Annotated in this window: 13 protein-coding genes; 9 read left to right on the plus strand and 4 right to left on the minus strand. The window is 62.7% G+C overall.

Annotated features, from left to right (window positions below; translation table 11 throughout):
- Positions 1–32 precede the first annotated feature (32 nt).
- Entirely contained in the window at positions 33–470 is a 438-nt protein-coding gene (locus tag ABOK31_RS01895; protein WP_174179416.1) for a nucleoside deaminase, read from the minus strand.
- 93 nt (positions 471–563) lie between these two features.
- Here ABOK31_RS01895 and ABOK31_RS01900 point away from each other — a divergent pair, with 93 nt between their 5' ends.
- The 3 genes from ABOK31_RS01900 to ABOK31_RS01910 are packed head-to-tail and all read left to right on the plus strand — an operon-like array spanning position 564 to position 4,001.
- On the plus strand, positions 564–2,543 hold the full coding sequence (locus tag ABOK31_RS01900; protein ID WP_349957566.1) for a pseudouridine synthase: 1,980 nt from the start codon (positions 564–566) through the stop codon (positions 2,541–2,543).
- A gap of 6 nt (positions 2,544–2,549) precedes the next feature.
- Entirely contained in the window at positions 2,550–3,116 is a 567-nt protein-coding gene (rsmD, locus tag ABOK31_RS01905; RefSeq protein ID WP_349957567.1) for a 16S rRNA (guanine(966)-N(2))-methyltransferase RsmD, read from the plus strand.
- A gap of 18 nt (positions 3,117–3,134) precedes the next feature.
- Positions 3,135–4,001 (plus strand): patatin-like phospholipase family protein, encoded by an 867-nt coding sequence (locus tag ABOK31_RS01910; protein ID WP_349957569.1) that lies wholly within the window; start codon positions 3,135–3,137, stop codon positions 3,999–4,001.
- A gap of 12 nt (positions 4,002–4,013) precedes the next feature.
- Here the strand turns inward: ABOK31_RS01910 and ABOK31_RS01915 are convergent, their stop codons facing one another.
- The gene (locus ABOK31_RS01915) at positions 4,014–5,123 is read right to left on the minus strand and encodes a serine hydrolase domain-containing protein (RefSeq protein ID WP_349957571.1); all 1,110 of its coding nucleotides are present in this window, start codon (positions 5,121–5,123) and stop codon (positions 4,014–4,016) included.
- 115 nt (positions 5,124–5,238) lie between these two features.
- On the minus strand, positions 5,239–7,059 hold the full coding sequence (locus ABOK31_RS01920) for a monovalent cation:proton antiporter-2 (CPA2) family protein (RefSeq protein ID WP_349957572.1): 1,821 nt from the start codon (positions 7,057–7,059) through the stop codon (positions 5,239–5,241).
- A 151-nt stretch (positions 7,060–7,210) separates the two neighbouring features.
- Here ABOK31_RS01920 and ABOK31_RS01925 point away from each other — a divergent pair, with 151 nt between their 5' ends.
- From ABOK31_RS01925 to lpxK, 6 genes are all read left to right on the plus strand, one after another.
- Complete coding sequence (locus ABOK31_RS01925) at positions 7,211–8,563, plus strand: TldD/PmbA family protein (protein WP_174179211.1); 1,353 nt, start codon at positions 7,211–7,213, stop codon at positions 8,561–8,563.
- A 27-nt stretch (positions 8,564–8,590) separates the two neighbouring features.
- On the plus strand, positions 8,591–9,400 hold the full coding sequence (locus ABOK31_RS01930; protein WP_349957574.1) for a 3'(2'),5'-bisphosphate nucleotidase CysQ: 810 nt from the start codon (positions 8,591–8,593) through the stop codon (positions 9,398–9,400).
- A 61-nt stretch (positions 9,401–9,461) separates the two neighbouring features.
- Positions 9,462–9,707 (plus strand): DUF4170 domain-containing protein, encoded by a 246-nt coding sequence (locus ABOK31_RS01935; protein ID WP_034508466.1) that lies wholly within the window; start codon positions 9,462–9,464, stop codon positions 9,705–9,707.
- Between the two features lie 180 nt (positions 9,708–9,887).
- On the plus strand, positions 9,888–11,207 hold the full coding sequence (gene waaA, locus ABOK31_RS01940) for a lipid IV(A) 3-deoxy-D-manno-octulosonic acid transferase (RefSeq protein ID WP_349957575.1): 1,320 nt from the start codon (positions 9,888–9,890) through the stop codon (positions 11,205–11,207).
- Between the two features lie 12 nt (positions 11,208–11,219).
- Complete coding sequence (locus ABOK31_RS01945; protein ID WP_349957576.1) at positions 11,220–11,951, plus strand: HAD family hydrolase; 732 nt, start codon at positions 11,220–11,222, stop codon at positions 11,949–11,951.
- An 84-nt stretch (positions 11,952–12,035) separates the two neighbouring features.
- Positions 12,036–13,085 carry a tetraacyldisaccharide 4'-kinase gene (gene lpxK / locus ABOK31_RS01950; protein WP_349957577.1) on the plus strand — a complete coding sequence of 350 codons (1,050 nt, stop codon included), beginning with the start codon at positions 12,036–12,038 and terminating at the stop codon, positions 13,083–13,085.
- A gap of 29 nt (positions 13,086–13,114) precedes the next feature.
- On the opposite strand, the gene ABOK31_RS01955 is transcribed toward lpxK, so the two are convergent.
- Positions 13,115–13,345, minus strand: coding sequence for a DUF2093 domain-containing protein (locus ABOK31_RS01955; protein ID WP_015338954.1), 231 nt, complete (start codon positions 13,343–13,345; stop codon positions 13,115–13,117).
- Between the last annotated feature and the right edge of the window lie 5 nt (positions 13,346–13,350).

The following is a 13,350-nucleotide window of genomic DNA, read 5'->3' on the forward strand; positions in this document are numbered from 1 at the left end:
TTTTCAAAGCGGCGGCTCTAAACCGCCGCTTTTCAGTCTTCGGAACGTTTCGCTTGAAAGAAACCTCTGAGGATCTCGGCGGAGACTGTTTCGCCGAGGCCGGAATAGACTTCCGGTGCATGATGGCAGGTCGGCTGGCGATAGAAGCGCACGCCATTGTCGATACCGCCGCCCTTCGGATCTTCGGCGCCATAGTAGAGACGGCGGATGCGCGCGAACGAAATGGCCGCGGCGCACATGGTGCAGGGCTCCAGCGTCACGTAGAGATCGGCGCCTGCAAGACGCTCTTGGCCCAGCTCCTCGCAGGCCAGGCGGATGGCGACGATTTCGGCGTGTGCGGTGACGTCGCTGAGCTCACGTGTCCGGTTGCCGGCCGTGGCGATAACCTTGTTGTCGAGCACGACAACGGCACCGATTGGCACTTCGCCGCGCTCTCCGGCACGGCGCGCTTCGGCTAAAGCAAGCTCCATGTATCGATTTGTAGCCGCCATTCAAGTTTTTCCACTTAACCGCAAGGGCGTGACCTGATAGGAACACGCGTTAAAAATTCAGGCAAACAACAAATGACGATGAATGACAAGCCCAAGCGGCCTGGGTCTAAACCCTTTGCTGGCGACAAGAAGACGATGAAACGCGATGGCGCGAAGCCTGTGAAGGCCGCGGCTGTCAAAGCTGTGGATGAGAGCGCAGTCGAGGATGGAAAGGCCGAGCGCATTTCCAAGGTGATGGCGCGCGCCGGCGTGGCCTCGCGCCGCGATATCGAGCGCATGATCCTGGATGGTCGCGTCAAGCTGAACGGCGTGTTGCTCGACACGCCCGTGGTCAACGTGACCCTTACCGACAAGATCGAGGTTGACGGCGTGCCGATCCGCGGGATCGAGCGTACGCGCCTGTGGCTCTATCACAAGCCGGCGGGCCTGGTGACCACCAATGCCGATCCTGAGGGGCGCCCGACGGTTTTCGACAATCTGCCGGAAGAGCTGCCGCGTGTCATGTCGATCGGCCGTCTCGATATCAACACCGAAGGTTTGCTGCTGCTGACCAATGACGGCGGCCTTGCTCGCGTTCTGGAACTGCCGACCACCGGCTGGCTGCGCCGCTATCGCGTCCGCGCCCACGGCGAGATCGATCAGGAAGCGTTGGACAAGCTGAAGGAAGGCATTGCCGTTGACGGCGTGCTTTACGGCTCTATCGACGCGACGCTCGATCGCACCCAGGGGTCCAACGTCTGGATCACCATGGGCCTGCGCGAAGGCAAGAACCGCGAAATCAAGAACGTTCTCGGCGCACTCGGCCTCGAGGTCAACCGCCTGATCCGCATCTCCTATGGCCCGTTCCAGCTCGGCGAGCTGCCGGAAGGCCATGTGCTTGAGGTGCGCGGTCGCACGCTGCGCGACCAGCTCGGTCCGCGCCTCGTCGAGGATGCCAAGGCGAATTTCGATGCGCCGCTCTATAATGCCCCGGCCGTCGCCGAACCCGAAGAGGCGGATGACAAGCCGGCTCGGACGGCCCCGGTTCGCGCGGGCAAGGAAGAGCGCCCGCGTCGCGAGCGTCCCGAGGACAAGCGCGAGCGTGCGCTCAGCCGCCTTGACACCAAACGCGATGCCAAGCGCGACGATCGTCGCGAAGGCGGCCGCGATAGTGGTCACAAGGACGATGACCGTCAGAAGCGCCAGCCGCTCGGCCCGCGCCGCAGCGCCAATGTCTGGATGGCGCCCGGCGCCCGCCCGCTTGGCGAAAAGGCAGCCGCAAAGGCCGCAAAGAATGCAAAGACCGCCTCCCGGCGCGGCGAGCCTGAACGCCCGCAGCGTGGCGGCTTCGACCGTCCGGACGAAGGCCCGCGCGTTCGCATCAATCGCGTCGACGAGGGCGATGGTGAGTGGATTCGTTCGAGCGAGGAAGCTCCGCGCCGGTCGCGTGGCGATGACGAAGGTTTCGATCGCAAGCGCACGCGCGGCGACCGCCCGCAGGGTGACCGTCCCGCTCGTGGGGATCGTCCGTTTGGCGACCGTCCTCGCGGAGAGCGTGGCTCGCGCTCCGAGGGCGGAGATCGTCCGCGCACGAAGTCGTTCCAGGGGGAAGCCCGCTCCGAACGTGCTTTCGGAGATCGCCCGCCGCGTGGCGAGCGCACGTTCAGCGACAGACCCCGCAGTGATCGTCCCTTCGGCGACAAGCCCCGTGGTGACCGGCGTCCGCGTGCCGAGGGAGACGAGCGTCCGCGCGGCAAGTCTTTCGGCGGCGAGCAGCGCTCGGAACGCCCCCGCGGCGAGCGCTCGTTTGGGGATCGTCCGTCCCGTGGCGACCGGCCCTTCGGTGATCGGCCTCAGGGCGAACGTTCCTTCGGCGACCGGCCGGCCGGCAAGCCTTTCGGCAAGAAGCCGGGCGGCGGCAAATCCTTTGGTGGCAAGCCGGGCGGGAAGCCTGGTGGCTCGCGTGGTTTTGGCGGCAAGCCGGGTGGCGCGGGTCGTCCCTCGGGCGGTCCTCGCGGCGGCTCCGGTCGGGGTGGCCCCGGCAAAGGCGGCCCCAAGGGCGGCAGGGGCTGACGCGCGGTGAGGATCGTCGGCGGTGAGTTTCGCGGTCGCTCGCTTGCAACGCCGAAGTCGAGCGACATTCGTCCGACGGCGGATCGCACGCGCGAAAGCCTGTTCAACATCCTGAGCCACGCCTATCCGGAAGTCGTCGACGGCACCCGGATGATGGACGTCTTTGCCGGCACCGGTGCCGTCGGATTGGAGGCGGCCTCGCGCGGCTGCCGTCACGTGCTCTTCGTCGAAAGCAGCGTCGAGGGCAGGGGTCTTCTCTGGGAAAACATCGATGCGCTCGGCCTGCATGGCCGCACGCGCATGCTGCGGCGCGACGCGACGGATCTCGGCAGCGTCGGCAATCTCGAACCCTTCGATTTTCTCTTCGCCGACCCGCCCTATGGCAAGGGGCTGGGCGAGAAGGCTTTCGCGGCCGCTGCTGCCGGTGGCTGGCTGGTGCCGGGCGCTTTGGCGATCCTTGAGGAGCGTGCCGACGTGATCGTCGCCGCGCCGTCGGATTTTCTGTTTCTGGAGGAGCGAACCTTCGGCGACAGCAAGATGCATTTCTTCCGTTATCAGCCGCAGGCGGCATAACGGAGGAAGGAGAAGGATATGGGCGATTATGCTGATTTCGTCGGCAGCGACTATCCGCTCGCCGCTTCCGGCACGCCGAGCGTCGCAGTCGCCTTCGGCTGCGGCGGTGCGCGTGGTCTCGCCCATATTCATATCATAGAGGCGCTGGACGAGCTCGGCATCCGCCCGGTTGCGATCGCCGGTGCCTCCATCGGCTCCATCATGGGTGCGGCCATGGCGGTCGGCATGAGCGGCGCTGAAATCCGCGACCATACGCTTGCAACGGTCGGCAACCGTCCGGCCGTTCTCAACAAGATCTGGAGCCTGCGGCCGGTCAGCATGCGCAGCATCCGCTTCGGTCAATTCAATCTCGAACGCATTCTCCGCACCTTCCTGCCAGCCGCCTTCCCCGAAAATTTTTCAGAATTGCACGTACCGCTGAAGGTGGTGGCGACCGATTACTATCAGCAGGCCGAAGTGGTGATTGAGAAGGGTGAGCTTTTTCCGGTGCTCGCCGCCTCGGCCGCCATTCCCGCCGTTTTCATGCCGGTGAGACTTGGGGATCGCGTGATGATCGATGGCGGCATCATGAACCCGGTTCCCTACGAGCATCTGGCCGGGCTTGCCGATATCATCATCGGCATCGACGTCGTGGGTGGCCCGGAGGGTGGCGGCAGGCATATTCCGAACCGCATCGAGAGCCTGTTCGGTGCCGGTCAGCTCACCATGCAGTCCAATATTGCCTTGAAGCTGCGCCTGCAGGCACCGCAAATCTTCCTGCGTCCCGCCGTCGGTCGCACCGGCGTCCTCGATTTCCTGAAGGCGCGCGATATTCTCGCCATGTCAGCTGGCATCAAGGATGAACTGAAATTCGCCCTCGACCGCGTGATGACGGCGAAGAATTAGGCGTTTTGCAATTCAATCGCCGAAGACTATTTCAGCGACCCGATGCGCCCGGACACGCGGCCCGTCGAAGCCCATGTGGCCTCTTGGAGCCGACGCGGGAGCAATAGGCCCGCGATTGCTCAGGACGATGATCGTCCGCTGACTGTCGAGAAGGCGGATGATGTAATTGTAATAGGTGGACCAGCTGCCGCCATGCACGACATGGCGTAAATCGGCGCCGCCGAGCAAGTCCAGTTGCTTGCGCTCGGCAGCGCTCAGGTAAGGAAAGACATTCGTAATCCACCCGAAGCCATAGCCGACGGCCGTGCCGCCGCTGGTCGCGCCGGAGGTAAAGGCACGCTCCAGCATGGCCTTCGATACGAGGCGCTCGGTATTCAGGGCTTGATCCCAAAGAAACAGATCATCGAGCGTCGAGAAAAGACCGCCATCGCCGGCCGTCAGCATGGGGTAGTCGCAGCGCTCGAACTGGCCCTGTTCTTTCCAGTAGCCGTGCGCCAGCCTGTGGCGGAAGGGCCGGGATTCGTCGTAGACGACGGTGTGCTTCATCCCGAGCGGATCGAAAACTTCGGCCTTCAGAAAGTCGGCAAAGGATTGTCCGGAGACGATCCCGACGATGAGTGCCAACAGCGTATAGCCGACCCCGCTATAGGCATATTGCGTGCCGGGAGGAAATTCCGGTGCCGCCAGGCCCGTGGTCCGCTCGAGTACCGCCGTGTTGGTAACATCAGTCAGATCGCGGGTGAATTCGGATATCTGTTCGCTGGAGCTGAAGAACTGGATGTAATGCGGCAGGCCGGATGTGTGGTGCAGCAGATGCCGAATAGTGATGTCCGCGCCCCATGCAGGCAACTGCGGGAGGTAGGCGTGCAGGCGATCGTTGAAATCCAGCTTTCCTTGTTCGGCCAGCAGCATGATCGCCATGCCGGTGAACTGTTTGGAGAGCGAGGCCAAGTAAAACGATGTGTCCGTCGTGATCGGTCGCCCGGTGTCCAGATCGGCAAGGCCATAACACCTGCAGCAGAGAATCTCGCCGTGGTCGATGACGAGAAGTGCAGCTCCCGGATCGCTGTGCACATCTATATCGGCAAAGACGCTATCGACCCTGCTGTCGAACTTGCCCATGGCTCTCTCCCTTTGGGCGCGTTAACGATATGCCAACCTCATCACACAGACATTCCGGATCTGCGAAATGTCGGATCGAAACGATCTGCCGCCGGGCGCATGTGGGGTTTAAGGGCTAAACCCGCTCCGGCTCTTCCTGCGGCAGGGCAACGAGATCGTCGGCGTCGCTGTAGGTGTCGGCCGCCCGCTTCGGCTTGACCAGCGGTTCCGGCTTGACCGGGCGCGAATAGAGCATGTCGCGGCCGGCCTGCAGGCCCTCGCTCACCTGCAGCACGAGCCGTTGCTCGTCGCGTTTGCGGATATCCTCGCCGATCTCATAGGCTTCGGCCTCGCTGACCCCCAGTGCTTCCAGGGTGCGGCGGCCGAAGAGCAGACCGGATTCCAGCGTTTCGCGCAGCTCGTAATCCACACCCTTGTGGCGCAATTCGATCGAGTGAACGCGATCATAGGAGCGGACGAAGATGCGTGCATGCGGATAATCCGTCTGCACGAGCTCGACGATCTTGTCGGTTACATCGCGCAGATGCGTGCTGACGACGACGATCTTGGCGCGGTCGATGCCGGCGGAGCGCAGCACGTCCTTGCGGGTGCCGTCGCCGAAGTAGATGCGGAAACCGAAGCTTGATGCCTGGCGGATGCGGTCGGCGGAGAAATCGATGACGGTCACGTCGCGGCCGCTGGCGAGCAGGATCTGCGCGGCGATCTGGCCGAAACGCGAAAAGCCGATCATCAGCACATCGGAGCCGGCGCCCTCGAAATCCTCGTCCAGCTCCTCCTGCGTGTCGCCCTTGACCAGCCGCTTCGCCAGTGCCGAACTCAGTGGTGTCAGCGCCATGGACAGGGTTACGATGGCGATCAGCGTCGATGCCGTGTTGGCGGAGAAAAGTCCTCCACTGGCGCTCGCGGCGCTGAAGAGCACGAAGCCGAATTCGCCACCCTGCGGCAGCAGGCCGGCAATGCGGACAGCATCATTGTGCGGCGAGCCCGCGATGCGGCAGAGCACATAGATCACGATCGCCTTGATGACCATCATGACAGGCACGGCGAGCACGATCAGCACCCAATTGTCGAGGATCACGTCGAGTTTCAGCGACAGGCCGACGGCGATGAAGAAAATGGCGAGCAGCACGCCGCGGAAGGGCTCGATATCCGCTTCCAACTCATGACGATAGGAGGACTCCGCCAGCATCACGCCGGAAAGGAAGGCACCCATTGCCATGGAGAGGCCGGCAAGCTGCATCAGCGTTGCCGATCCCATGACGACGAAGAGGGCGGCGGCAATCATCGCTTCGCGGGCGCCGGTGCGCGCAATTACTTGGAACAGCGGCGTCAGCAGATAGCGGCCGGCGATGATCATCGCCGCCACTGCACCGACGGCAATTGCCAGGCTCGGCAGGGGATTGGCGGTTTCCTTGGCACCGTCGAGAACGGTGATCAGCGCCAGCAACGGCACGATGGCGAGATCCTGCAGCAGCAGCATCGAGAAGGAGCGCTGGCCGTATTTCGTGTTGACGTCGCCCTGCTGTTCGAGGATCTGCATGGCAAAGGCGGTCGAGGAGAGCGCCAGGCCGAAGCCGATGACGATGCTGCCTTTCCAGCCTGCAATGCCGCCGAGATAGGAGGCGACCATCAGCGCCAGTCCGCTGAGGACCACCTGTGCCGTGCCGAGGCCGAAAATATCGCGCCGCATCTGCCATAGACGGGACGGCTTCAGCTCCAGGCCAATGATGAAGAGCAGGAAGACGACGCCGAGTTCGGCAACGGCCAGCACGGCCTCGCTGTCGCCGATGCTGTGCAGGATCGGGCCGATCACCACGCCGGCGGCGAGATAGCCGAGCACCGTGCCGAGACCCAGTTTCTTGAAAATCGGCGCCGTGACGACGGCACCTCCGAGCAGCAGCAGGGTTTCGGTGAAAAGCGTATTGGGGGCGGACATCGTCTGTTTCTTTCCGTGGGGCAGGCGGTGTTGCGACGCGCGGTCATGATAAACAACCATGCGTGAAGGGATTAGAACAAGAATCGGCTTTGCCGCCCCTTGATGCTTCATGTAGTGCACAATAAATGGAACGCGAAGGAAAGGCCAAGTCATGACCTCAGAAATCGATTCCGCCACTCTGCTTTCCCGTGCCAGCCAACTGATCGACCTCGCCCGGAAAGCCGGTGCGGATGCGGCCGATGCGGTCGTGGTGCGGTCGCGAGCCCATTCCGTCAGCGTGCGTCTCGGCAAGGTCGAAGGCACGGAATCCTCCGAAAGCGACGACTTCTCCTTGCGAGTCTTCGTCGGAAATCGCGTCGCCAGCGTTTCGGCCAATCCCGGCTTCGATCTCAGCGCGCTTGCGGAGCGTGCCGTGGCCATGGCCAAGGTGTCGCCCGAAGATCCCTTTGCCTGTCTTGCCGATGAGGCCGATCTCGCCAAGAGCTATCCGGATCTCGAACTGTTCGACCCGACCGAGGTTTCCACAGAGGAGCTTCGTGAAGCAGCTCTTGCGACCGAAGCGGCAGCGCTTGCCGTTCCCGGCGTCACCAATTCCTCAGGCGCCGGCGCCTCGGCAGGCATGGGTGGCCTCGTGCTCGTCACCTCGCATGGTTTTGCCGGCCACTATATGGGTTCGCGCTTCGGGCGCTCCGTCAGCGTCATCGCCGGAGAAGGCACCGGCATGGAGCGCGACTATGATTTCGACAGTCGCCTCTATTTTGCTGATCTCGATGCGGCAGAGGAGATCGGCCGCCGTGCTGGCGAGCGCGTGGTCAAGCGCGTCAATCCGCGCCAGGTTCCGACGAACAAGAACGTTACAGTCGTCTTCGATCCGCGCGTGGCGCGCGGCTTCGTCGGCCACATCGCCGGCGCCATCAACGGCGCTTCCGTCGCCCGCAAGACAAGCTTCCTGCGCGACAAGATGGGTCAGCAGGTGCTGAAGGCCGGCCTTTCGATCACGGACGATCCGCTGATCGTGCGCGGCCCGTCCTCGCGCCCCTTCGACGGCGAAGGCGTGTCCGGCAAGCGGCTGGTTATGATCGAGGACGGCGTGCTGAAATCCTGGTTCCTGTCGACCGCGACGGCGCGGGAAATCGGCGGTGGCCTCAAGACCAACGGCCGCGGCGTGCGCGGCGGCACGTCCGTATCGCCCGCATCCACCAATCTGGCGCTGGAGCCGGGCGATATCTCGCCCGAGGAACTGATCCGCAATGTCGGAACCGGCTTCTATGTCACCGAGTTGATCGGCCAGGGCGTCAATATGATCACCGGTGAATACAGCCGCGGTGCCACCGGCTTCTGGATCGAAAACGGCGAGTTGACCTTCCCGGTTTCGGAGGTGACCATCGCCTCCAATCTGAAGGACATGTTCATGCGCGTCACGCCGGCAAACGATATCGATCGCGATTTCGGCATCGCCGCTCCGACGCTTGCGATCGAAGGCATGACATTGGCTGGCCGCTGAGAAACGAGCGGAGATTGGAACTATGGAATGATCGATAGCCAGAAGGCCGGCCGTTTGAGCGATGTGGACCTGATCGTGGGTGCCGCGCTCGAGGCCGGCAAGATCGCTCTCGGTTTCTTCCGGCAATCGCCGGAAGTCTGGTGGAAGAACAACGGCCAATCCCCGGTCAGCGCCGCCGATTTTGCCGCCAATGAAAGCCTTGCCGCCGCCCTACGTTCGGCCAGACCTGACTATGGCTGGCTCTCCGAGGAAACTGACGACGATGCCGAGCGGCTAAAGCACGCGACCGTCTTCGTCGTCGACCCGATCGACGGCACCAGGGGCTTTCTTTCAGGCCTGGATCTCTGGTGTGTCAGCGTCGCCATCGTCACCGACGGCCGGCCTGTGGCGGGTGTTCTCTATGCGCCGGCACTGGACGAGCTCTTCGTGGCGACGGCCGGCGGGCAGGCCTTGAAGAACGGCAAGCCCATCAGCGTTTCCCAGAGGGTTGGCGATGATGTTCATCGTCTGGCGACCGGCGAGGACATGCTGAAGGGTTTCGATCCGGATTTCCGCAAGACGGTCGAGCGGGTCAAGCATGTGCCGTCGCTTGCCTATCGTCTCGCCATGGTGGCGGACGGGCGCCTCGAAGGAACCATCGTCAAGCGCAACTCCCACGACTGGGATCTGGCCGCCGCCGATCTTATTCTGGAGCGCGCCGGCGGCGCCCTTGTGGACCTCTCGGGCAATGCGCTGCGCTACAATCGCGCCGAAGTATCACATGACGAACTTTGCGGTGCATCGGCATCGCAATTACCGGAGTTTCTCCGCCAGCTTTCGCATCGACGAGACGGTTGACCTTTCGGTCAAAATCCCGCAGATGAAGGGCGGAGGGGGACGACAGCAGAAAGAGACGAAAATGACTGATACCAGCGGCAAAAAGCAGCTCCTGCACCTTGTCTTCGGCGGTGAATTGGAAAACCTCGAAGAGGTCCAGTTCCGCAATCTCAATGAGCTCGATATCGTCGGCATGTATCCCGATTATGCGAGCGCGCTGACGGCGTGGAAGTCCAAGGCGCAGCAGACCGTCGACAACGCCCATATGCGTTATTTCATCGTCCATCTGCATCGCCTGCTCGATCCGCAGGAAAAAGCGGCATCCTGAAGCCGCTTCGCACCGAAATTTGCATTTGATATCTCCGTCCGGTGAGGCGTTACCGCTTTAAATCCGGTCATGAAGCAGTATCTTTGACACAATAAGAACGAAAATTCGGCTGTTTATTCGGCCGGTTGATAATCAGGGTTTGGCATTGATGGTGATCAGCTGGGATAGGAGGCGATCGAAATGAGTAGCCTCAGGGCGCGTCTTGCCTTGAGCGCCTATCGTTTTGGTGGCCTCGCCGTCTATCCGTTCATCGGGCCTTATCTCGCCGTTCGCGCGGCGAAGGGCAAGGAAGACAGCTCCCGTAAGCTGGAGCGCTCGGGTTATGCGAGCGCCAACCGTCCGCAGGGACCGCTGGTCTGGTTCCACGCCGCAAGCGTTGGCGAAACATCGGCCGTCATTCCGTTGATCCGCGAAATCCGTCGCCGCGATATTCACGTCATTCTGACGACGGGCACGATGACCTCGGCCAAGGTCGCGCATCAGCGCCTTGGCGAAGAGGTCATCCATCAATATGTGCCGCTCGATCTCAAGCCCGCCATCAAGCGCTTCCTCGAATATTGGCAGCCCGATTGCGCCATTTTTGCCGAATCCGAGATCTGGCCGACGACGATCATGGAGCTTGGCCGCAAGCGAATCCCGCAGATTCTCGTCAATGCCCGCATGTCGGACCGCTCCTTTGCGCGCTGGAGCCAACATCCCTCGCTCGCCGAGGCGCTGTTTGAAAATCTGGCGCTGGTCGTGGCTCAGTCCGATCTTGACGCCGAACGCTTTCGCGATCTTGGCGCCTTGCAGGTTCTGAAATCAGGCAATCTCAAGGTGGATACGGACGCGCCATCCTACGATGCGCCGACGCTTGCCGGTTACATGAAGCAGATCGGCGACCGCAGGACTTGGGCCGCCGTTTCCACGTTCGAGGGCGAGGAGGGTGCTGCGGCTTCCGTCCATTCGATGCTCAAGCAGCATAACGGCCAGCTCACCATCATCGTGCCGCGCCACCCTGAACGCAGCGACGCGATCGAGGCGATGCTCCTGGAGCAGGGCCTGAAAGTGGCGCGCCGCACCCGCAACGATATCCTCACGCCGGATGTCGATGTCTTCCTCGGCGATACGATCGGCGAGATGGGGCTTTATCTGCGGATGACCGAAGTCGCCTTCATGGGCAAATCGCTGTTCAACGAGGGCGGCCAGAATCCGCTTGAGCCGGCCATGCTCGGTTGCGCGATCTTGACCGGCGGCCATGTCCAGAATTTCCGCGATTCCTATCAATTGCTCGCCCGCCGCGGCAGCGCGCGCATGGTGCGTGACACGGAAATGCTGGCGCGCGGCGTCCATTATCTGCTGACCAACGACACGGCACGGCGCGGCATGATCGATGCCGGTTTTGCTGCCGTGCATGAAATGCGCGGCGCGCTTGCCGCGACGGTCAAGGGGCTGGAGCCCTATATCAATCCGCTGTCGGTCAAGGCGCGGCTGATGCCGAAGACGATGGCGAACGGATAAGAAGGGAAGGGCATGACGGCGGCCAAGCTGGGAGCGATTGCGGGCATTCTTTTCGACAAGGACGGCACGCTGCTCGACTATGACCAAAGCTGGCTGCCGGTTAATCGTGAGCTTGCCAGGATCGCCGCCCAGGACGATCCGATTCTCGCCGATCACCTTCTGTCCGCCTGCGGCATGGACCCGATCACCGGCCATATCGTGCCCGACAGCCTGCTTGCCGCAGGCAATACCAGGCAGATTTCCGAGGGGCTGGTGGCCGCTGGCTCGAAAGTTGACGTTGCGGAGCTGGTGGAAAAGCTTGACGCACTCTTCGCGCATGCTGCCGATTTTTCCTCGCCGGTCACCGATCTCGCCGCCTTCTTCCAGCGCCTGCATGAGCGCGGTTACAAGCTCGGCGTCGCCTCCAGCGACAATGAGCGTTCCATCCGCCAGACGGCCCGCCGCTTCGGCTTCATCGACTATCTCGATTATATCGCCGGCTATGACAGCGGCTTCGGCACCAAGCCGGAGCCGGGCATGGTGCTTGGCTTTTACGCCGCGACAGGCCTTTCGCCGGCACAGGTCGCCGTCGTCGGAGACAACAATCACGACCTCCATATGGGCCGCAACGCCGGCGTCGGCCTGACGGTCGGCGTGCTGACGGGGACCGGCTCGCGCGAGACGCTGACGGCCGCATCCGACTATTGCCTCAACGACATTACCGAGCTGGAAGGCCTGCTCATGCCTGTGGCGCAATCGGCCTGATCCTGGCAATGGCTTGCTTTTTCACGCAATCTGGCCTTTCTTGCCGGTTGGTCGCAGGCACGAGAACAGGGCTGGATTAGACGCATGGTATCGGAAGCCCCACCTTTCTGGTGGCGAAAGCCGGATTGGCGTGCCTGGGGGCTCTCACCCTTTTCCTTCCTGTATGGCCGTATCTCCGGACATCGCATGGTGCATGGCAAACGCGCTTCCGTACGGGTGCCGGTCATCTGCGTCGGCAATTTCACGGTCGGCGGCGCGGGCAAGACGCCGACCGCGTTGGCGCTCGCCCAGGCTGCCAAGGCCAAGGGGCTGAAGCCAGGTTTCCTGAGCCGGGGTTATGGCGGCTCGCTCGATGTCACGACGGTCGTCGATCCCGCCCATCACCATGCCACGGCCGTCGGCGATGAGCCGCTATTGCTGGCCCGCGAGGCACTGACGGTCATTGCCCGTCGCCGGGCCGACGGTGCCGAAAGGCTCGTGCGCGAGGGCGCCGACCTCATCATCATGGATGACGGGTTCCAGAGCGCGCAACTCGCCATCGACTACGCTCTCGTGGTGATCGATGCCGGCAGGGGTATCGGCAACGGTCATCTCGTTCCGGGCGGCCCGGTGCGTGCACCGTTGCGCACGCAGCTTCTCTATGCCTCCGGGCTATTGAAGGTCGGTGAGGGCACGGCCGCCGATCGCGTCGTTCGCCTTGCGGCAAGGGCGGGGAAGCCCTTCTTTTCTGCTGGCGTCAGAGTGCGCGGGCAGGAGGATCTGCGCAGCCGCAAGGTGCTTGCCTTCGCCGGCATCGCCGATCCGGCCAAGTTCTTCCGCACTGTCGAGACGCTGGGGGCTGATATCGCTGTGCGGCGCAGCTTCGGGGACCATGAACATCCCGGCGAGGATGAAGTCGCCGACATGCTCGACATCGCCTCGCGCGAGGGACTGGAGATCGTCACCACGTCGAAGGACTATGTCCGCCTCGTCGGCCATCATGGCCGCGCCGACGAATTGCTGCAGCGCTGCAGGGTGATCGAGATCGATATGGTCTTTGACGATCCGCAGGCTCCGGCCCTGATTATCGACAGGGCCATTGCAGCCGCGCGTGAGCGCCGCTTGCGGGAAAAGCACGACAGCAAAGCAGCTTAAAGCCAGGTCCGGTTATTTAGCGTGGAAAATCAGCGCTTCTGATTGGGAAGAGCGCCGGCGCGCTTTTCAGCTTCGAGCGAAGTGATGACGTCGGCATAGGGCTCCTGGCGGGCGACGCTCCAGTAGCGCAGCTCATCGAGCGCGATGTGCTTGCCGGTCATCGCGCAAACGACATAGGAGCCCGGCATCAGGATCTGGAAATCGCCGTCGAGATAGCGAATCTTCGCCTCGCGGTTTCCATGTCCTTCGAAAAGATTCATCTGAC

Origin of the sequence: Rhizobium sp. ZPR4 (assembly GCF_040215725.1) — a bacterium.
GTDB classification, from domain to species: domain Bacteria; phylum Pseudomonadota; class Alphaproteobacteria; order Rhizobiales; family Rhizobiaceae; genus Rhizobium; species Rhizobium rhizogenes_D.